The 20847-nt window shown below is 39.8% G+C and carries 19 protein-coding genes; 13 read left to right on the top strand and 6 right to left on the bottom strand.

All coding sequences use genetic code 11. The annotated features are described in order from the left end of the window. The first annotated feature begins 83 nt into the window (after positions 1–83). From mreC to rodA, 4 genes are read left to right on the top strand one after another with little or no spacing between them, the layout of a single operon-like run. Positions 84–926, top strand: a complete 843-nt coding sequence (mreC, locus tag B2O97_RS15210) for a rod shape-determining protein MreC (RefSeq protein ID WP_115046837.1) — start codon at positions 84–86, stop codon at positions 924–926. Positions 927–969: 43 nt separating this feature from the next. Further along, complete coding sequence (locus tag B2O97_RS15205; RefSeq protein WP_231585175.1) at positions 970–1437, top strand: rod shape-determining protein MreD; 468 nt, start codon at positions 970–972, stop codon at positions 1435–1437. Between the two features lie 27 nt (positions 1438–1464). Then, the gene (gene mrdA, locus B2O97_RS15200) at positions 1465–3447 is read left to right on the top strand and encodes a penicillin-binding protein 2 (protein WP_046671818.1); all 1983 of its coding nucleotides are present in this window, start codon (positions 1465–1467) and stop codon (positions 3445–3447) included. Further along, on the top strand, positions 3440–4717 hold the full coding sequence (gene rodA / locus B2O97_RS15195; protein ID WP_286767644.1) for a rod shape-determining protein RodA: 1278 nt from the start codon (positions 3440–3442) through the stop codon (positions 4715–4717). Before mrdA ends, rodA begins: the two co-directional genes overlap by 8 nt. An 81-nt stretch (positions 4718–4798) precedes the next feature. Here rodA and B2O97_RS15190 read toward each other — a convergent pair whose 3' ends face one another. Genes B2O97_RS15190 through B2O97_RS15175 form a run of 4 tightly spaced genes read right to left on the bottom strand, consistent with a single transcriptional unit; the run spans position 4799 to position 7621 of the window. Then, positions 4799–5653, bottom strand: a complete 855-nt coding sequence (locus B2O97_RS15190) for a nucleoside phosphorylase (protein WP_070566009.1) — start codon at positions 5651–5653, stop codon at positions 4799–4801. After that, positions 5650–6267, bottom strand: a complete 618-nt coding sequence (locus B2O97_RS15185) for an IMPACT family protein (protein WP_115046833.1) — start codon at positions 6265–6267, stop codon at positions 5650–5652. Before B2O97_RS15185 ends, B2O97_RS15190 begins: the two co-directional genes overlap by 4 nt. Continuing rightward, a complete protein-coding gene (locus tag B2O97_RS15180; protein ID WP_115046831.1) occupies positions 6264–7130 on the bottom strand; it encodes an EamA/RhaT family transporter in 867 nt (288 codons plus the stop codon). Before B2O97_RS15180 ends, B2O97_RS15185 begins: the two co-directional genes overlap by 4 nt. A 14-nt stretch (positions 7131–7144) precedes the next feature. Next, positions 7145–7621 (bottom strand): thermonuclease family protein, encoded by a 477-nt coding sequence (locus B2O97_RS15175; protein ID WP_115046828.1) that lies wholly within the window; start codon positions 7619–7621, stop codon positions 7145–7147. A gap of 559 nt (positions 7622–8180) precedes the next feature. Here B2O97_RS15175 and B2O97_RS15170 point away from each other — a divergent pair. The 5 genes from B2O97_RS15170 to B2O97_RS15150 all read left to right on the top strand — a co-directional run bounded on the left by B2O97_RS15170 (position 8181) and on the right by B2O97_RS15150 (position 13565). Then, positions 8181–9005 (top strand): prephenate dehydratase, encoded by an 825-nt coding sequence (locus B2O97_RS15170; protein WP_046671823.1) that lies wholly within the window; start codon positions 8181–8183, stop codon positions 9003–9005. A 46-nt stretch (positions 9006–9051) separates the two neighbouring features. Then, the gene (locus B2O97_RS15165; protein WP_046671824.1) at positions 9052–10164 is read left to right on the top strand and encodes a chorismate mutase; all 1113 of its coding nucleotides are present in this window, start codon (positions 9052–9054) and stop codon (positions 10162–10164) included. Next, positions 10164–11414, top strand: coding sequence for a 3-phosphoshikimate 1-carboxyvinyltransferase (gene aroA / locus B2O97_RS15160; RefSeq protein WP_070566017.1), 1251 nt, complete (start codon positions 10164–10166; stop codon positions 11412–11414). Before B2O97_RS15165 ends, aroA begins: the two co-directional genes overlap by 1 nt. Positions 11415–11617: 203 nt before the next feature. Next, positions 11618–12724: a chorismate synthase gene (gene aroC / locus B2O97_RS15155; protein WP_046671826.1), complete on the top strand. Its 1107-nt coding sequence runs from the start codon at positions 11618–11620 to the stop codon at positions 12722–12724. Continuing rightward, complete coding sequence (locus tag B2O97_RS15150; RefSeq protein ID WP_115046826.1) at positions 12711–13565, top strand: ROK family protein; 855 nt, start codon at positions 12711–12713, stop codon at positions 13563–13565. Before aroC ends, B2O97_RS15150 begins: the two co-directional genes overlap by 14 nt. 57 nt (positions 13566–13622) lie before the next feature. Here B2O97_RS15150 and B2O97_RS15145 read toward each other — a convergent pair whose 3' ends face one another. Next, positions 13623–16037: an alpha-ketoacid dehydrogenase subunit alpha/beta gene (locus tag B2O97_RS15145; protein WP_070566023.1), complete on the bottom strand. Its 2415-nt coding sequence runs from the start codon at positions 16035–16037 to the stop codon at positions 13623–13625. 227 nt (positions 16038–16264) lie between these two features. Here B2O97_RS15145 and B2O97_RS15140 point away from each other — a divergent pair, with 227 nt between their 5' ends. From B2O97_RS15140 to B2O97_RS15130, 3 genes are read left to right on the top strand one after another with little or no spacing between them, the layout of a single operon-like run. Next, positions 16265–17455, top strand: a complete 1191-nt coding sequence (locus B2O97_RS15140; protein ID WP_070566185.1) for a DEAD/DEAH box helicase — start codon at positions 16265–16267, stop codon at positions 17453–17455. A 52-nt stretch (positions 17456–17507) separates the two neighbouring features. After that, positions 17508–18254 carry a hypothetical protein gene (locus B2O97_RS15135; protein WP_070566025.1) on the top strand — a complete coding sequence of 249 codons (747 nt, stop codon included), beginning with the start codon at positions 17508–17510 and terminating at the stop codon, positions 18252–18254. A gap of 38 nt (positions 18255–18292) precedes the next feature. Continuing rightward, positions 18293–18748 (top strand): NUDIX domain-containing protein, encoded by a 456-nt coding sequence (locus tag B2O97_RS15130; protein WP_046671830.1) that lies wholly within the window; start codon positions 18293–18295, stop codon positions 18746–18748. A gap of 296 nt (positions 18749–19044) precedes the next feature. Here the strand turns inward: B2O97_RS15130 and B2O97_RS15125 are convergent, their stop codons facing one another. After that, the gene (locus B2O97_RS15125; protein WP_046671831.1) at positions 19045–19758 is read right to left on the bottom strand and encodes a class I SAM-dependent methyltransferase; all 714 of its coding nucleotides are present in this window, start codon (positions 19756–19758) and stop codon (positions 19045–19047) included. Between the two features lie 135 nt (positions 19759–19893). Here B2O97_RS15125 and B2O97_RS15120 point away from each other — a divergent pair, with 135 nt between their 5' ends. Continuing rightward, positions 19894–20805 (top strand): LysR family transcriptional regulator, encoded by a 912-nt coding sequence (locus B2O97_RS15120; RefSeq protein ID WP_236560271.1) that lies wholly within the window; start codon positions 19894–19896, stop codon positions 20803–20805. The last annotated feature ends 42 nt before the right edge of the window (positions 20806–20847 follow it).

Raw genomic sequence — 20847 nt, 5'->3', positions numbered from 1 at the left:
AATTAATAACAATATTTTATTAAAGAGCGATATAATATGCAAAACTATTATATCGCTTGCTTATTAAATACCCACATTAAAAAATGAGAAACCTTTGGTTATTCCTGAGACGATACAATGCATTCTTCTGGTTTATCCTATTTTTTGGATTCTCGTTATTTTTGGTGATCACCAACAATTCTTTCCAACGTAATTCTGTTTTAAATTCTTCAAATAGTATCATCGGAGGCCTGTATGCAAAGGTCAATTCCTGGAAAAGCTACCTGCACCTCGGGGAGACCAACGATGCACTTGCAAAGGAAAATGCACAACTGAGAAAGGACTTACAAGCCTATCGATCAACAGACAGCATCAAGATCGGTCCTGTCCCGGCAATCGATAGCAGTGAGTTTGGGCGTTACGAATTTATTATTGCAAATGTCATCAACAATAGCATTCACCAAAAGGCAAATACGATCACACTCGATAAAGGCAGTAAAGATGGTATAGAGCGAGGTATGGGTGTTATCGCTCCCAAAGGAGTAGTTGGTATCGTATTGAATGTTTCCCAAAACTTCTCGACAGTGCAATCCCTATTGCATCCCGATACGCGTATATCCGTAACATTAGGCCACACCGAGGTTTTCGGCTCGTTGGTATGGGGCAATAGCATGGATTACCGCGCGGCAATGGTCAAGGAAATTCCAAACCATATCAAAGTCAACAAAGGAGATAAAGTGTACACCTCAGGATATTCAGGACATTTTCCAAAAGGAATTTTTGTTGGAACGGTCATTCAGACGGGGATCTCTTCAGGAGACGCTTTTTTGGATCTTAGACTATTGTTGAGTACCAATTTCTCCAACTTGCAACATGTCTACGTTGTAAAAGACCTGTTAAATAAAGAATTAAAGACACTAGAAGAATCGACAAAGGACAATGGCTAGGATTTTAATATTTAATATTATTCGATTTATCGTTTTGATAGGGATGCAAGTTTTCCTATTTCAAAATATCGGTTATTACAATCTGGTCGCTGCATTTCCTTATATCTTATTTATTTTTTTACTTCCTACAGGAACACCTAATTTCCTGGTGTATTTGATCGCATTTCTCACGGGACTTACCGTAGATTCGTTTTATGATACCCTTGGGGTCAATACCGCAGCCTGTGTTGCACTGGCAGCCTTCCGTATTTTCTTCATGAAAATTACGCTTGAAGTTGAAGAACGCGAATCTTTCTTTACCCCGATGTTGGGCTTCATGAATATTCGCTGGTTCTTTTCCTACATCTTTTTCGGAACATTGATTCATCATACATTTTTGTATCTCTTGGAATCTTTTTCCTTCCAGCACATCCAATACACCTTATTGAGTATCGTTTTAAGTTGTATATTTACAGTAATTATCATGCTATTATTTAGCATATTATTCTACAAAAAGAAAGATCGGTTGTAGTAAATCGATGGATAGAAATTCATTTCTATGAACAGTTTTTTTGCGCGTAAGTACGTCGTTTCAGGAATCTTTATTGCCATCACATTGACCTTGGTGGCCCGCTTATTCTATTTACAGATCATAGACGATTCCTATATACATTCCGCAAACAGCAATGTCATGCGCAAGGTCATTGTGTACCCCGCCAGAGGGGTTATTTTGGACCGAAAGGGAAAGGTATTGGTTCAGAACGAACCGGTATATGATCTTATGGTTACTCCGCGTGAGGTGAAAGAAATCGACACCGCTTTGTTTTGCAAATTGATAGACATTGACAAGGAGGGCTTTATCAAACGGATGGAAAAGGCAAGAGTGCACTCGCCTTACCGTGCATCTATTTTTGAAAAACAGCTGTCTGTACGGACATGGGCTCAATATCAGGAATACCAATATCAATTTCGTGGTTTCTATGTTCAAAAAAGAACAATCCGAAGTTACCCCGACAGCATAGCAGCTCAATTTTTAGGATATGTAAGTGAGGTAAATGATAAAGATATTGAACGCTCCAATGGGTTTTATCGTAGTGGTGACTACATTGGTCGCAGTGGAGTAGAACGTTCTTATGAAGACCTTATTCGTGGAAAACGCGGTGTCAACAACTTAATGGTTGATGCGCTGAACCGTCCGAAAGGGGTATTTATGGAAGGGAAATACGACACACTTGCTGTTGCAGGGGAAGGACTGGTTTCCTCGTTGGATAAAGACCTTCAGATTCTTGGGGAGAACCTCATGAAAAATAAATTGGGGTCCATAGTTGCCATTGAGCCTGCAACGGGTGAAATCTTGGCCTATGTCAGTAGCCCGAGTTACAACCCCAACATGATGGTCGGCAGGCAGTCTGGCAATAATTATATGAAATTATTGAAAGACGAAACCAAACCACTTTTTAACCGCCCTATTCAAGCCTCCTACCCTCCAGGCTCTGTATTTAAAGTTGTTTCAGCATTGACTGCGCAGCAGGCTGGTGTTATTGATCGTAATACCGTATTTTTCTGCCCACATGGATACAGCTATGGTGGTGGACGCGGCTGGATGGGCTGTACGCACTATCATGGATCAACCACATTACAGCGCTCTGTAGCCGTATCATGTAATACCTATTATGGTTTTACCTATGCTAAGATGATCGACGGACGTGGGCTTTCGGGACCTAAGGCCTACGATCTATGGCGCAATGCCGTGACACAGTTTGGAATTGGCCATAAACTAGGCATTGATCTACCGGGTGAAAAGCCGGGTTTACTGCCGACATCAGATTTTTATACCAAAAGATACGGTAACGATAAATGGCGTTCAAGTTTCAATATCTCCTTATCAATCGGACAAGGGGAAATGGGAATAACACCGTTGCAAATGGCCAACATTATGGCTATCGTTGCCAACAAAGGCTTTTATTACAGGCCCCATTTGATTAAAGGTATTGGTGCACAGAAAATTGCCAAGAAGGAATTTACCGAAAAAGTCAGTGCCGGAGTGGATGAGCGGTACTATCCTGTTGTTATCCAAGGGATGAGTGATGCTGTTAATACACCCGAAGGTACCGCTTGGGCCAATCGTATCCCGGGCATCGAAATGTGCGGAAAAACAGGTACAGCGCAAAACCCACATGGTGAAAACCATGCCGTTTTCTTTGCTTTTGCCCCACGAGAAAACCCTAAAATTGCTATTGCTGTCTTTGTTGAAAACGCGGGTTACGGTGGAACCTGGGCAGGACCTATCGCAAGTATGATGGTTGAGAAATACCTCAAAGACACGATAACTGCGCCAAAATATATTCAGGACCGCATTTATAAAGCAAATTTTCTTCCTGCACCCAAAAAAGTTGTGGATCCAAAGACTAAAGATGTAAAAAAGACAGACTCAGTCAAATCGAAAACTGACACGTTAAAATCAAAACGCCAGCTGGCAGCTTTAACAAAACCAAAGGAAACAATTGTTCACCATAGCGAGATAAAGAGAAGATATGAATAATCAAAAAACAAGTTTTTTTGGAAAGATAGACTGGCTAACCATCACGCTTTGGCTTGCGCTATGCTTAATCGGCTTATTCAATATCCGTGCAGCGGTGTTTAATCCTGAAATGCCCAATTTCTTTACCTTAGGAACCAATTATGGAAAACAGTCTTTATATCTTGTTTCCGCAATTATTCTAGGGGTATCCATTCTCATCATAGACGCGAAATTTTTCAGTTCCGCCTCACCGATATTTTATGGTATAACAGCTGTATTGCTTGTCATCGTGCTCGTGGTAGGGCGAAATGTCGGCGGAAACCAAGCGTGGATTGACCTAGGTTTTTTCCGCTTACAACCTTCTGAGTTTGCCAAACTTTCGACCTGTCTGCTCTTAGCTAACTTTTTGAGCGCTCAGAGCAATAAAGCACCGACCATGCAGACACTGGCCATGGGAGCCGGTATTGTCTTATTTCCTGTATTTTTAGTTATGCTGCAGCCCGATACGGGATCTGCCCTTGCGTTCTTTTCGTTGATTTTTGTATTCTATCGTGAAGGCTATGTAAATAATGAACTGCTTATATTTGGCGGGCTCTGCATTTTACTTTTTGTTCTTTCTTTATTGGTCAATCCTTGGATACTTATCTTGATTTTAGCATTGCTTATTGGCCTTGTCATGTGGAACTACCGCAAGAGAAGAAAATACATTATCAATCTCAGTATACTTTTTGCTGCATGCGCTGTATTTATTCTCTGTGTGGACCTGGTGTATGAGCATGTGCTACAACCTCATCAACGTGACCGTATTGACATTATCCTGGGTAAAATGGAAGACCCTAAAGGAAAAGGATATAATTTGAATCAGTCGAAGATTGCAATTGGATCAGGGCAGCTCCTAGGCAAGGGTTACCTTCAGGGAACGCAAACAAAATACAACTTTGTACCTGAGCAGAGCACGGACTTTATTTTTTGCACCGTTGGAGAAGAATGGGGATTTGTTGGATCGGTTACCTTATTACTTATCTATCTCACCCTACTGCTTCGCATTATTCATATAGCCGAACGACAGCGTTCAGCCTTCGCCAGGATATATGCATACGGTGTAGCGTCCATTCTCTTTTTTCACTTATTCATCAATATCGGTATGACCATCGGTATTGTTCCGGTTATCGGTATTCCGCTGCCTTTTATTAGTTATGGTGGTTCATCCTTATGGAGTTTCACCATTTTACTGTTTATCATGCTTAAATTTGATTCAAATAGAAAAGGAGTNNACTCCTTTTCTATTTGAATCAATATTTAATTCTTTTCAACTCTTTTACCGCATCATTGAGAAAAACTATCATCGCCTCTGCATGACGCAGAAAAATTGTTAAATGCGTTCCAAAACGAGCTGTATGGCCTTATCAACAACTTCTTCAGGTGCGGAAGAAAACCGGCCATCTACCCGACTTGCCAAGATCGCATTGATGGATAAAGCTTGATGTCCAAACATATTAGCCAACGCATAAATACCAGCTGTTTCCATTTCCAGGTTGGTGAAGCGCTGACCTTTATATTGAAAGGAGTTGATCAAATCTATAAAATTAGGAATCGTATTCGTGGAGCGGACAGTCCTTCCCTGCGGAGCATAAAATCCGGGCGCAGTTAACGTAACTCCCTTCGGTAAATCAAAGGCAATTCGATCCAAAAGGCCTGCACCAGCTTTCGCAACGTAGGGGTTTAGGTTTAATGCAGAGAAATATTTGGCTAGTTCTACCTGAAGCGCCTGCTCCTCGCCGTCGTAAGATCCCCGATAATAGTTCATCAAGGCATCAAGACCTACTCCATAAGCAGAAGCTAAAATAGTTCCCATCTCGACATCTTGTTGTACTGCTCCAGATGTTCCAATGCGTACAATATGCAATGAGCTGAGCGTCGACTTTACTGTTCTATTGGCAAAATCAATATTTGCTAGTGCATCCAGTTCATTCAACACAATGTCAATATTATCAGTACCTATACCTGTTGAGATTACCGTCAACCGTTTATTTCCCAGATAGCCGGTATGCGTAATAAACTCACGCTTCCCTTTTTTGAGTTCAATCCGGTCAAAGTACTTCGATACTTTGGCTACACGGTCTGGATCGCCAACAGTAATTACTGTACTTGCCAGATCTTCCGGCAGCAAATTCAGATGATATATACTTCCATCTGCGTTTAAAATCAATTCCGATTCGTTGATCATATTGTATACAAATAGGTTAACTGACAGCCTTCTATTTTGGAAAACCGATCCACAATTCGATTGACCTGCATTTTTCGGACTTCAAACTCCAAATAACACCGATTATCAAATTCCTGCTTTTCAATTTCCACGCCCTCTTCCTTTATGATCCGCATAATATCATTCATATGCAGGTAATCAAAGGTAATACTATAATGGTCATTCACTGTACGCTCGATAATCTCGGCTTCGGTCAAAGCATCTTGGGTTGCTGATTTGTAGGCATTGATCAAGCCTGGAACCCCCAACAAGGTACCGCCGAAATAACGAACGACAATTACGATAACGTTGGTGACATCCATAGACAGCAGAACGTTTAAAATAGGCCGTCCTGCAGTTCCCGAAGGTTCTCCATCATCATTCACACGAAAGACCGCACGATCTGGTGTGAGGCGATAAGCCCAACAATGATGCCTCGCTTTCGGATGAATCGCTTTCACTTCCAAAATCAGATCTTTTAGTTGATCTTCGGATTTAAAAGGAAAAGCATATGCAATAAACTTACTGCCTTTATCCCTAAAAATTCCCTCATATTTTGCTTCAATAGTCCGGTAAGTATCTTCAAATAAACTCATAGATATGCTATGATTAAAACTGAAACAATAGAAAGCGCTATGCCTAAATAATTCAACAACGATAACCTTTCCTTAAAAAATAAGACGCCGATTAATGCACCCAATGAAATCACACCAATGTTCATCCCCGTAAATACAACTGATGGATTTTCTGGTAGCGCACGATGCGCTTTCATATAGAAAAGGATGTTAAAGAAGTTAAATACACCCAAAACCAATCCATAGCCCATAGCTTGCTTTGAAAAATGTTGCTTTTCCACAAAAAGGAAATACAGCAATAGCACCATTGCAATACACATCGCCATCACAAAGATAATAAATAGGGAACTGATATAAGGTATATTGACATGCAAGGCAACCTGTTTGAAGAGGATATCAATTATGCCCATACCGATAAATACCAATAACGGGTAAAGCGCTTTATAACGGCTGTCTGCCGAGCTAACATGCTGATTCTTTTGCCAACCAATAGAACACAGGATGGCCAATAAACCAAGGGCTATTCCCAGCATCTTGTGTCCTTCCATTTTTTCATGAAAAAAGAAAAATGATGCAAGCAAGGGAATGAACAACGATAGGCGCTGTGCGATCTCTGTCTTGACCAGACCGCTATAGCGAATGGACAAAGCAATAAAAACAAACATTCCCGGAAGTAATACCGCCAAACTCGTATACAACGTCATCGGCATTGCATCCCATACCAGCGATTTTAGATCTGGTTGTAAGACAAAATAGGTCAGTGCAACTGCCATGGGGTAATTCCAAACGATAACCTGTTTGGTTTCGACTCCATTTTGTTTTGCCAATTTTAATAAAACAGCGACGGTAACGCTGCAGATGACACTTAATAAAACAAAAATCATGATTCAAATTTCATTTATCGCCAAAGACCACGCTTCTCCTGACGAGCCTGACGTTCCAATTTTACAAATAATTCTGCATATTGTACATTTGGTGCCAGCGTATAGGATACTGCATACCCTTGTTCAACCAAATCCCGATTGATAAACTTCTTTCCAACGTACACATAGGCAAGAAGTCTTCCATACCGATCCCGTTTTCCGACGTCAAAGACCAACTTCACACTTTTCCCGTTCAACATCGCCGTTAAGTACTGTTTCGCTTCTTGACCATAGTACCCGATTTCCTTCCGCGCAGTACGTCTCGTTTCCGGAGCATCTACCCCTATTAACCTAACTTTCTCCCCTTTTGGGGTTCCATTTTCAATGACAAAGGTATCGCCATCAATAACACGCTTTACTTTCGCGTCCTTTTCCTCTCCTTTAAAAGTGAAACCTGTCAACAACAAACAGATCACACTGCCACACATATAAAAATTAATTCGTTTTAGCATAAAATCCAGCGTTTGCCCAAAGGTAGTAAAATACTTCTTTAACAAAACAGCTAAAAAAAGCGATTATATTAACATTAAAAACACATAAATTTAATATAAAAATATAGCTAAAAAACACACAAAAAACTAATCAATTTTGGTGCATAAAATAGCTAAAAACTAAAGCTTATTAGAGAATAAAATTGTTGTAAAAAAAATACAAATAACTTATTTACAACATTATAACAAAATAAATATTCAAAAAAAAATAACAATAAACCAATAAAATTATGCTAGAAAAACACATTAAAAATGCGTCAAAAAACCATTAAATAAATCAGATATTTTTAATAAAAAATTATTTTTTTCTTTGATATTTCAAAAACATTCGTACATTTGAAATGTCAAACAACAACAGGATGAACAGAACATATACATATTTCTATTTTAACTTCTTTTATTTTAAAAATAAGAGCCGGGATTAGATTGTGTATAAATCATAAAAAATACAAACAAGAAGAGTCCCGGTTCAAATGATCGGGACTCTTTTTTTTGGAGACAACATAGCGAACAAAAAACAATGAGTTTAAAAATTGCAATACAGGGAGCAAAGGCTTCATTTCATGAAGAGGCCGCATTTAAATTTTTCGGAAGAGAAGTTGAGATTGTAGAATGTGATTCATTTAAAAAAACTTGTGAATTGCTGAAGCAAAGAAAAGTCGACTATATCGTTATGGCCATCGAAAATTCAATTGCGGGAAGCTTATTGCCGAATTATAATTTATTGAGAGATTACAAGTTCCATATCACTGGGGAGGTTTACCTAAACATCCAACAGAATCTCATGGTATTGCCGGGCGTAAAATTAAAGGACATCAAACACATCGAATCGCATCCGATTGCCATTCGCCAATGTGAAGAATTTCTTTCTGAACTTGAAGGTGTACGTATAACCGAGGGATCTGATACGGCTGCAACTGCAAAAATGATTGCCGAGCGAAAATTGACGGATACTGCGGCAATTGCAGGGACATTGGCCGCTGAAATATATGGTCTTGAAATATTAGAAAAGAGAATCGAAACCAATAAAAAGAACGCAACGCGTTTCCTCGTACTATCGAATGAGGTTGTCGAACATAAAAATGCCAATAAAGCGTCATTATCATTCCAAACAGGAAATACAGTGGGATCTCTGGCGACTATTTTACAATGTTTTGCTGAACAGAATATCAACTTGAGCAAGATTCAGTCAATGCCGGTAATCGGAAAACGCAATGAATATGATTTTTTCGTCGACGTAGAATGGAAAAAACAAACAGACTACGAAGCAGCTATACGTAAAGTACTCAAACATAGTGTCAATTTCAATATTATGGGCGAGTATGTCAAAAACGAAAAACTATAATTAACAATTTACGCAGACAATATTAAAATAGATAATCAAACTTAACATGAAAAATACATTAGACATCACTCCTTTAAAATCTTGGTTGGATACAGGAGACAAACCTTTAATTATCGCAGGTCCTTGTAGCGCAGAAACAGAAGAGCAGCTGGTATCAACAGCGCATTTGTTGGCAAATACCGGAAAAGTAAATATTTTACGCGCTGGTATCTGGAAGCCACGTACACGTCCGGGAGAATTTGAAGGTATCGGTTCAATTGGTTTGGAGTGGTTGAAAAGAGCGAAAGAAGAAACAGGTTTATTAACAGCTACTGAAGTTGCTACAGCAAAACACGTGGAAGAAGCTTTGGCTGCTGGTGTGGATGTACTATGGGTAGGTGCACGTTCAACGGCAAATCCATTTACTGTACAAGAAATTGCTGATGCTTTGCAAGGCGTAGATATTCCAGTATTTGTTAAAAACCCTGTAAACCCCGATTTATCGCTGTGGATCGGTGCATTGGAACGTATCAACCGTGCTGGTATCAAAAAATTAGGTGCTATTCATAGAGGCTTCTCATCGTACGAGAAAACAGCATTCCGTAATGAACCAATGTGGGATTTAGCGATTCAGTTAAAAACGGCTTGTCCAAACCTACCGATCATCAACGATCCAAGTCACATCTGTGGAAACCGCGAATTGTTACCATACATCGCACAAAAAGCAATGGATATGGATATGCAAGGATTGATTATCGAATCACATATCGATCCATCTGTCGCTTGGACTGACGCAAAACAACAAGTAACGCCAGCTGCATTGGCCGAGTTGATCGACCACTTGACGTTACGTAAAGCTGCTTCGGACAACCCTTCATTTGAAGATAAATTAGCAGAATTGCGTAGCAACATCGACAAATTAGATGATTTGATCATCCAAAAAATTGGTGAACGCATGAAAATTGCTGAGAAAATCGGCGAATACAAACGCGATAACAACGTGACAATTTTGCAAGTTAACCGTTGGGATGAAATTGTTCAAAAACGCACAAAATTAGCGGAAGCGCTTTCTTTGGGTAGCGAATTTGCGACGAAATTCCTGGAATTAATTCACAACGAATCTATCCGCAAACAAAATGCGGTCATGAATACGCAAGAGCAACCAACAGCAGAAGCATAATGAATCAACAAGTCATCACGCTGACGCATCCTGCAAAAAAGATACAGGGCACGGTCCAACTCACAGGTTCAAAATCTGAGAGCAACCGTGCTCTTATTATCCAATCGCTGAGCAAAGGACAAGTTGAAATAGCCAACCTCTCTGAGGCTGCAGATACGGTTACTCTAAACCGCGTATTAAAAATCGCGTCAGAACCGCAACCTGGTTATAATACAATTGACATAGGCCCTGCAGGAACAGCTATGCGCTTCCTTACAGCTTACCTCAACCTTGTTAAAGGCAATTTTATCCTGACAGGGACAGAGCGCATGCAACAGCGTCCAATTGGGATATTGGTCGATGCCATGAAAGAAATTGGTGCCGAAATCCATTATGAAAAAAAGGTGGGTTACCCTCCTTTGAAGATTGAAGGCGGATTATTTCAAGGAAAAGACCGTGTTAAGATTAAAGGAAATATCAGCAGTCAATATATATCGGCCCTGCTATTAATTGCTCCGGCATTAAAAAAGGGACTTACCTTAGAGATTGAAGGCGAATTAACTTCCAGACCTTATGTATCCATGACTTTGGATATGCTTAAAAGTGTCGGGATCCAATATGAATGGACGGAGAATGCGATTAAAATTGCACCGCAAGCATTTGAAAAGCAAACCATATATGTCGAACCAGATTGGAGCGCAGCATCCTATTGGTATGCTATTGTAGCACTAGCTGATGCAGATGCCTCGATCGTATTGCCCGGGCTAAGACAACATAGTTTACAGGGCGATATTGCCATCATAAGCATTATGGAACATTTTGGGGTTTATTCGAGCTTTGAATCGGATGGATTGCATTTAACTAAAAAAGAAATCAATTCAGACAAAACCTTGTTCGACTTTAAAGAATGCCCTGATCTTGCGCAAACAGTAGTCGTTGTCGCAGCTGCTTTAAAACGTGATGTTTCCTTTACAGGTCTAGAAACCTTAAAGATTAAAGAGACCGACCGTATTGCTGCATTGCAGACCGAAATCGCGAAGTTCGGTGCTGAATTGATCGAAGATGGTGACACATACCATCTGAAAACTGCAGGTGTATATCAACCAGAAGATGTGACCTTCGAGACTTACGAGGATCACCGCATGGCGATGGCATTCGCACCTTTGGCTTTAGTTTTTGACCAAATCAAGATTGCTGAACCTCAAGTTGTAGAAAAGTCATATCCTGATTTTTGGAAACATTTACAAGCGCAAGCTTTTATAATTGACTAACATATCAAAAACAGGGATTAACATCAATATTAATCTCTGTTTTATGATACAATCTCCCAGATAGCCTTTTAGCTTGGGACAAAAATTGTAATGTAATCTACTAGGCCATCTTCGAGTTACAGACTCATAATTTGTATTCAGTCTGGTGCTTTAGAATTGCATTTAAAGGCAAATTTATCTAAGTTTATTGAAATTTAATTTTTATGGCAGGAAATTCATTTGGCGATTTATTCAGAATTAGCACTTTCGGCGAATCACACGGCAAAGCTATAGGTGTAATTATTGATGGTTGCCCTTCAAATATAACAATAGACGAGGAATTTATCCAGTCTGAGCTCGACAAACGAAAACCCGGTCAATCTAAGATCACGACACAAAGAAAAGAAAGTGATACTGCACAAATCTTATCTGGCGTATTCGAGGGCAAATCAACGGGAACACCAATAGCAATTGTTATTCCAAATGAAGACCAGCGTTCGAAAGATTACACCCATATCAAAGATATTTTCAGACCTTCCCATGCTGATTTCACTTATCAGATGAAATATGGCATACGTGACTATCGTGGCGGTGGACGGTCCTCAGCGAGGGAAACCGCTGCCCGTGTTGCTGCTGGTGCTGTAGCAAAAAGCTTTCTGAATCAATTTGGCATCGAAATCTTTGCCCACGTTTCGGGAGTAGGTACTATTGAGGCGCCAAATGTAGATACCAAAGACCTCAAAGCTTTGCTTGAGTTGCGGGAAGCCAACATCGCACGTTGTGCAGATCCAGCAACAGCAAACGAAATGGTTGAGTTTATCGACTCGGTCAGAAAAGCAGGTGACACTGTTGGCGGACGTATTTCGGCTGTCATCAGACATGTGCCTGTTGGATTAGGCGAGCCGGTCTTTGATAAGCTCCATGCAGACCTTGCTAAAGCAATGATGAGCATCAATGCGGTACATGGTTTTGAATATGGTTCAGGTTTTGCAGGTTCGGAGTTGCGAGGTTCCGAACATAATGATATATTTGTAGCAGATGACCATGATTTAAATCGAGTGCACACACATACCAACTTTTCTGGAGGGATTCAGGGCGGGATTTCAAATGGTATGGATATTACTTTCAAAGTAGCATTTAAGCCTGTTGCCACTATCATGAGAGATCAAGAAACAGTGGATATCCATGGCAACCCTGCTATTGCAAGTGGCAAGGGGAGACATGACCCTTGTGTTGTTTCGAGAGCAGTAATTATTGTGGAAGCTATGGCAGCACTTGTAATCGCGGATCATCTACTTAAAAATCAAAGTTACAAACATGCTGCAAGATAATTATGTCGTAGGTGTTGATATTGGAGGCACACATATTTCTGCCTGTATCATTGACACAAAACAATGGAATATATACTTAGAAAACGTGGCCAGAAACCACGTTTTTTCTCAAGGAGATGCTAAAACGATTTTACAAACGTGGGCATCAGCTATACGCGATATCATAGCCACCTCACCGGCTCCTATTCAGTTCATCGGCATTGCTATGCCGGGACCCTTTGACTACGAAAATGGAATATCTAAGATACAGGGACAAAGCAAATATGACAATCTGTACAACAAGGATGTCAAAGCGCTTTTAGCTGAAGAGCTGGGACTTCCGCCTACGTCTATCCACTTTATCAATGACGCAGCAGCCTTCCTACAAGGTGAAATATTCGTACAGAACTTGCAAACAAACAAGCGGATATTAGGAATTACGTTGGGTACTGGACTTGGATCTGCGGTATGGAATCAAGGTGAAAAAGCCTATGATGCCGCCCTATGGAACAGCCCTTACGAAGATTGTATTTTCGAAGAATTTCTTGTCACACGGTGGTTCATCAAACGTTTCAAAGAAGTAGCAGGAAAAGATGTTACGGGACTTAAAGATATTTTAGATCATCATCGGGAAACTAAGGAATTTCAAATCATCAAAGATGAATATGCTAAACATCTCTTTGATTTTATGCAGTTCTTCGCAGAGAAACATGCTGCTGAAATATTTATAGTCGGTGGCAATATCGCCAAAGCGCTACCTATTTTCATTGGTGACCGAAGTGAATTTGAAAGATTTCAAATTTATACAGCAATACTTGGTGAAAAAGCCGCTATGATTGGCGCTGCGAGTATATTCAATTAAAATATCATCCCAGCCGTTGGAATATTTAGCTTAGTAAAGCAAAAAGATATCCATCTATTAAAACATAGATGGATATTTTTCTGGATTAGCTTCATGCATAATTGCATACACTGTCTCGACAACATCATCAGAAGATGGCTTCGAGAAATAATCCCCATCTGAGCCATATGGCGGACGATGTGCTTTTGCAGTCAGTGTCCTCGGCTGACTATCCAATAGATAGTAGCCATTTTGTTTCTCTAATATCTCTTGCAAGATGAAAGCTGAGGCCCCACCGGGCACATCCTCATCCACAATAAGTAGTTTATTTGTTTTCTTCAGCGATTCAGCACAAAGTTTTCCTTTGTCAAAAGGCTGCAATGTTTGTGCATCAATAATTTCGATGAATATCCCCAAACGTTCCAATTCCACGGCCGCTTCTTCAACAACACGTAAAGTTGACCCATAGGATACCACCGTGATATCCCGCCCCTCTTTAACACATTCGGCATAACCGATTGGCACAGTAAATTCACCAACGTTTTCTGGTAGACGCTCTTTTAGACGATACCCATTCAGACATTCGACAACGATAGCAGGTTCGTCAGAGCGGAACAACGTATTGTACATACCTGCTGCCTGGGTCATATTACGCGGCACACATACATGCAGACCTCTCAAAGATCCTAAAATTACTGACATGGGCGATCCGGAATGCCATATACCTTCCAATCGATGGCCACGTGTACGAATAATTAATGGTGCTTTCTGACCTGCAAAGGTGCGATAACTTAAACTTGCCAAATCATCACTTGCTACTGTAATACCATAGATTAGGTAATCCAGGTATTGGATCTCAGCAATTGGGCGAAGTCCACGGATTGCCAAACCTAGTCCTTTTCCTATAATTGAATTCTCCCGAATACCGGTATCAAATACACGATGCACACCCAGCTTTTCTTGTAAACCTGCAAAACCTTGATTCACATCTCCAATCTTACCGACATCCTCTCCAAACGCCAATAATCGTTCGTCACGCCGGAAGTTCTCTTCAAAACATAGATTCAAGACCTCACGTCCGTCGACCACTTTAGCTTCTTCACTGTAGACTGCAGGTACGACCGTCACGTGAGCAGGTGAATCTACACCATCTGTAAATAATTTTGAATTATAACGTTTCTCATTCAGTTCCTGCTTCTCTTTGTACCAATTTAATAATTGCTGGCGCCCATCGCTATGCTGACCTTTAAGCTCGTGCAACACCTTGCGAACCTGGCCATAAACTTCTTTCAAAGAAGGCTCAACCATCGATTGCAATTTCTTTGACGCAAAATCAGCCCGCTCATTTGGAATACCCTGAAGTAAATCAATAGCTTCCCGAGCTTCGATGCTCAATGTTTTAATATAATCGGCCCAAGCTCGTTTTTGTTCTTGACGAACATGGTCTTTAGCATGTTGATCCAATTGATCCAATTCTTCTGTGGTAGCAATACCAGAACTTACGATCCATTCTTTCATTTTCGCGATACAATCGAAATCAGTTTCCCATTGCAATCTTTCTTGCGATTTATACCGTTCGTGTGAACCTGAAGAAGAGTGTCCTTGAGGCTGCGTCAATTCGGTCACATGAATCAGACATGGAATATGTTTTTCGCGAGCAATTTGGGCGGCCTGCTCGTAGGTTTCACATAAACCCGCATAATCCCATCCCCTCACTTTGAATATCTCGATCCCGTTTGTTAGGTCTTCCTTCTGAAAACCTTTGAGGACTTCGGAGATATCTCCTTTTGTTGTTTGAATTTCATTAGGCACAGATATCCCATACCCATCATCCCAAATAGAAATCACTGTTGGAATCTGGTGAACACCTACGGCGTTGATGACTTCAAAAAATACGCCTTCAGAAGTAGCAGCATTTCCGATAGTGCAGAATGCAACTTCATTTCCTTTATTTGAAAAATAAGATAGATAGTCTAAATTTCTATTCTGCTTATACAACTTAGAAGCCAGGCCCAAGCCCAGCAATCTTGCCATCTGACCGCCAGTGGTCGAAATATCTGAAAACGAGTTTTTCTGAACCATTTGATCCAACCAGTTACCTTGGTCGTCCACAACACGCGTGGCAAAATGGCAGTTCATTTGCCTTCCTGCAGAAGAAGGATCTGCCTCAACATCGGGATGGGCATATAATTGAGAGAAAAAATGATAGACATCACTGATGCCAGAAGCAAATATAAATGTTTGGTCACGGTAATATCCCGACCGCCAGTCCCCATTTCTGAAAACTTTAGCCATCGCGATTTGTGCCAATTCTTTTCCATCGCCAAAAATACCAAACTTAGCCTTACCTGTAAGCACTTCTTTACGTCCCAATAAACTCACGTAACGACTTTCTAAGGCAGTTCGATAATCATTCACAATAATCTTTTTGAACTCGTCAAAGCTCAAAGTGGAAATAGATTCATTGTTTTGGTCAAATGCAGTATCAAACATATTCTTTTTTGTTTCAACAAATTTAACAAAAATATTATTCTATATAATTGGTGTTTATCAAATAAATTGATAATCAATAATTCAGATTTGAAATAGAATATTCTAATTTCTCAAATTAGTACTTTTTGACAAAAAATCCTAATTTTTACAGATTTTTAATTCCAATCAGCAGGCAAAAACACCATTGTCCTTTTTAATTTTTATTTTTGGGTCTTACATTCATCATTTTGAATTTTTCAGCACTTAAACTAGATAAAATCCTTGTCGCTAATCTTGAAAAACAAAAGCTTTCTTCGCTTACACCTATTCAAGAAATAGCTATCCCTGCCATTTTGGAAGGTAGAGACTGTTTGGCGATTGCCCCAACCGGCACGGGAAAAACGGAGGCTTACGCTATCCCCATTATTCAGCGTTTACGAACCAAGATTACCGCAGATCATTTATCGGTCCTTATACTCCTTCCTACACGCGAACTCTGTATACAGACCAAACAGCGCATATCGGGGCTTATCGATGGAATGGAGTTGACTATCGCCAGCTTCTATGGTGGCGGAACTTATGAAAGTCAACTCGACGTTTATCCGAAAGCCCAGATGGTCCTTGCGACTCCAGGACGTTTGCTGGATTTTATTGAACAAGGCATTATCGATCTAAAAACGATAGATATCCTGGTGATCGATGAATTCGATCAATTGTTAGATCTCGGTTTCACGAAAGAAATCAATAAAATCATCAGCACATTGCCTGCTGAGAGACAAACCATTTTCAGTTCAGCTACGAAAACCCCTGAAATCGAAAAAATTGTTCGAAAAAGATTAAGTACCCCTGTTGAGATTAACCTAGAAACAACGGCCAAAAAGGGTCAAATAGAAGAATCTGTCCTCTATGTTGATAAAAATGATAAAAAGACCCTTCTGCGTTATCTCCTTGAAAACCGTATTGCACAGCAAGTAATCGTTTTCACGCGAACAGTTCATGCTGTCGAACGCATCGCAACAGATTTAGATCGAAATGGCATTTCTTGCTCGGCATTATATGGCGATATAGCGCAGCAAAAACGAGAAGAGATTATTACTAAATTCAGACAAAAAGAGGTACGTGTATTAATTGCGACGGACCTTTTGGCTCGAGGGGTAGATTTTCCGGACCTAGAAGCTATCATCAACTACGAAATTCCGGATTCCGCCGAGCTCTATACGCATCGAATCGGTCGAACAGGTCGTTCGGAAGCAGAGGGAAAAGCATTTACCTTTTGCGATGCGGAGGACAATGAAAAGTGGATAAAATTACAGTTATCCTTAAAACGGCAAATTAAAATTGACGATCAACATCCTTATTTATTGAGCTGGGAGAAAATGCGTTCTAGCAGCCAAAACAATCAACGAAAAGGCGGTTCGAAATCAAGAAAACGTCGTTAATTAATAAATATTCTTTTACTTTTACCAGCAAATCAAAAAATCACAATCCGAGATGAGTACAATACATTTATTTGACGATAGCAACAATGCGAATGATAATCGTTTGGGAGACCTGGAAAAAACGATTATAATAAATAGCCTGATGGAAGTTCCCTTTGAAGAGCGGGATGAAGAGTGGCGTGATATTTTTCTGGCTAATATTGCTGAATGCACCTTAAAATTAGCAGAAACAGAAGTGGTTGTTGGTCCTGATGGGTTCCCCTATTTTCAACTCGAAAGTGTTCCGAAAGATCAGAACTTTCAGGCCTTTGTCATTAAAAATCGGCTGAAGGATTTCGTGTTGCCAAAAGGTTTTGGTATTGCTATCAATACACAAAATGAAAACCCCGACTGGGTATTCACCTACGGCGACTTGGTTAACTACTTTTTAAACGGAGAGTTTTATACAGATGATAGTGTTTTCTCAAAGAAAAATGAACAAACGATTATCGGTCAAGATGAAGAAATATTAGTGGGGCAACCTGCCGAGACCATTCTTCCACAGGCTGTCCGCAACCAATTACGTGAATTTTTAGATTATTATGGCGTAAAGAATGCAAAGGTGATGCTCATTGCGCGTAATTATAAAGATGAAGAAAATGCTTCACAAGATTTGGCATTCAATATCGCTGCGAACCAATTCAGGACTGAAAAAGAATTCACCAACATCATGGAAGCAATTGGCTGGTTTCTTCCGAGACATTATTCTTATATCGGATTGGATGAATTTGCAGTAGACAATGGTTTTATGCCACTGTAAAAGACAGAAACTAAAATATATACAAACATAATTAATCCATGTTTCCATTTAACGTAAGAGTGTACGGAATATTGATCAATGAAAATCAAGAGGTATTGATCAGCGACGAAAGAACGGAAAATGTTTCATTTACCAAATTCCCTGGTGGGGGCTTAGAATACGGAGAAGGCTTATTGGATGCTTTGATCCGGGAGTATCAGGAAGAATGTGCTTTTGACATTGCTGTGGTTAAACATATTTACACCACAGACTTTTATGAGAAATCAAGTTTTAACGATAGCCAAATCATATCGATTTACTATCAGGTCAAGAATACCTCAGCTATTCAGATCAGAACGACTACCAAAGCCTTTGACTTCGATCCTGATCAGAAACCTGAAGATAATAAGCTTCAGTCTTTTCGATGGGTACCGATTGAATCGGTGTTAACGGAAGATTTGACCTTCAAAACAGATCAGATCGCCTGGGAAGAATTCTTAAAAACGGTCAAATAATAATAATTTTTCAATTTTCATCATTTTTATTTGTATTTAAAAAATAAAGACATATCTTTACGTAAACCAATGGAAATACTTGATTTTTTTAAAGTATTGACCTTAATAATTACATTTTATTATTTATTTGACATCTCGCATGTGACGAGGAATAAAAGTAGAGGAGCGTGGGATGAGACATACATTGGTTTATTGAATTTGTAAATTCCTAGTCCTATAGGTTTTTTAATAGTTAGTGTGATTTTATGGCGATACTCCCCGTATCGCCTTATTTATTTTACACTTTTTTCCAGCGCCTATTTGAATCCCATATAAGAAGCAAAACAAAGGTTTTTATGTAAAACATCAACATTTTTAAAGCCAACTTGTGTCAATAAGTTGAGTTGATAAATCAGCGATCTTGGTGTATCCTCGTGTTCAATATAGTCAAAAACATGATCACGGTACTGTTCATCCTTCAGGCTAGTTAAGTATTCACCATATTTTTCTCTATAAATTAATTTTTGAAGCTGTTCATTATTTTGCTCAATCAAATCAAAAATCCACACACTTCCCCCGGTTCTCAATAAGCGGAACAGCTTGCCAAACGCATTTTCCCAATCTTTATCATCTCGAAGATGATGTAAAACGGATGTTGCGATGATGACATCAAATTTGTCTTCTTCCAAAGCAGCAGTACGAAAGTCGCCTTTAATCAAATGAATTTCTCCGTTGGTCAATTTTCCAACGCGTTCCTTTGCCCTATTTAACATGGGCTGGCTCAGGTCCAACAGACTAACATTTGGATTAGACTCCAATTTTTGCAATAGTTTTACGTCGTAATTGCCAGCCCCACATCCAATGTCCAATATATTTTGAGCGTTTGGATAAAGACTGACAATGGCATCCGTAATAAGCTCCATATTCCATACCGCATCCAATGTGGTTGCTTGACCTGTTTCTAAATTTGAGAACCGTTCGACATCATTGTCAAACCGTGTTTCAATCTCCTGTAGTGTAGCTTTGTTCATCTCTAAATTGTTTATGCTCTAAAGTTCAGATAGATTCCCCCTACAGCTGTATCTTACAGTCCATCGGGCATTTCATCCATTAATTTTTAATAATTTAAAGGTAGGACTAACTGGAATTCATTAAAAATATTTATTTTGTCATCAATTCATACCAAAAAAGTATCGATGGAAATCCGACATCTCATTTATTTCAAAACAGTAGCCGAAGAGCTTCATTTTGGCCGAGCAGCAGAACGCTTATTTATGTCCCAGCCCCCATTAAGCCGGCAGATTAAAGATCTAGAAGACGAATTGGGTGTTATTCTTTTCTTCCGGACCAACAAACGTGTCGAGCTAACTGAAGCAGGTAAATACTTTTTGGAGGAAGTGTTAGAGATTCTGCAGAACATAGAGCACAGCAAAACGATCACCAAACAGATTCACAACAATATCTCCGGAGAATTCAAACTAGGCTATATCAGTTCAACACCAAAAAAGATGCTTGCCACAGTATTGAAGCAAATTCAACAAAAGTTTCCATACTTAAGGGTTAGTCTTTTTGAAACTTCGACACAGAAGCAGAAGCTGGCGTTGGAAAATGGAAAATTGGATCTAGGCATCATGCGCGCTCCAATTTATTCAAATGAATTGCTGACCACTCCTCTTTTCGAAGACCCTATGGTGATTGTAGGTCCTTCACAGGTGGAATTTAATGCGATCAACTTTTTTAATGAAAGTTTCATTTCTTTCAATCAGAAATACGCCTCCGAATATCACCGGCTTGTTATTAACACCTGTAATCGCATGGGCTTCGAACCTAAGATTGTACACCAGAGCAATTCGATGTCTTCCATCCTTGAGTTGGTAGCACAGGGGTTGGGCCTGGCAGTCGTCCCCTATTCCACCATCAAACAATACCCGCATTTAAACCTAAAAATCATGAAGCTTGAAGATATGGATAGCAAAACAGAAGTGATCCTGGTCTCTAATATAAAAAGTAAAAACAGTGCATTAGGCGAATTTATAGCCTGTATCCAGAAAGAGTATATTGATTTCAATGCGTCCTAAAGGGGCATCTATTGAAATTCCAGCATAAAAAAAGGAGTCAGC

This window comes from Sphingobacterium sp. UBA865 (assembly GCF_002295765.1).
Taxonomy (GTDB): domain Bacteria; phylum Bacteroidota; class Bacteroidia; order Sphingobacteriales; family Sphingobacteriaceae; genus Sphingobacterium; species Sphingobacterium multivorum.
The sequence above is the reverse complement of the archived record's forward strand: the minus strand, read 5'-3'. Positions and strand labels throughout refer to the sequence as shown.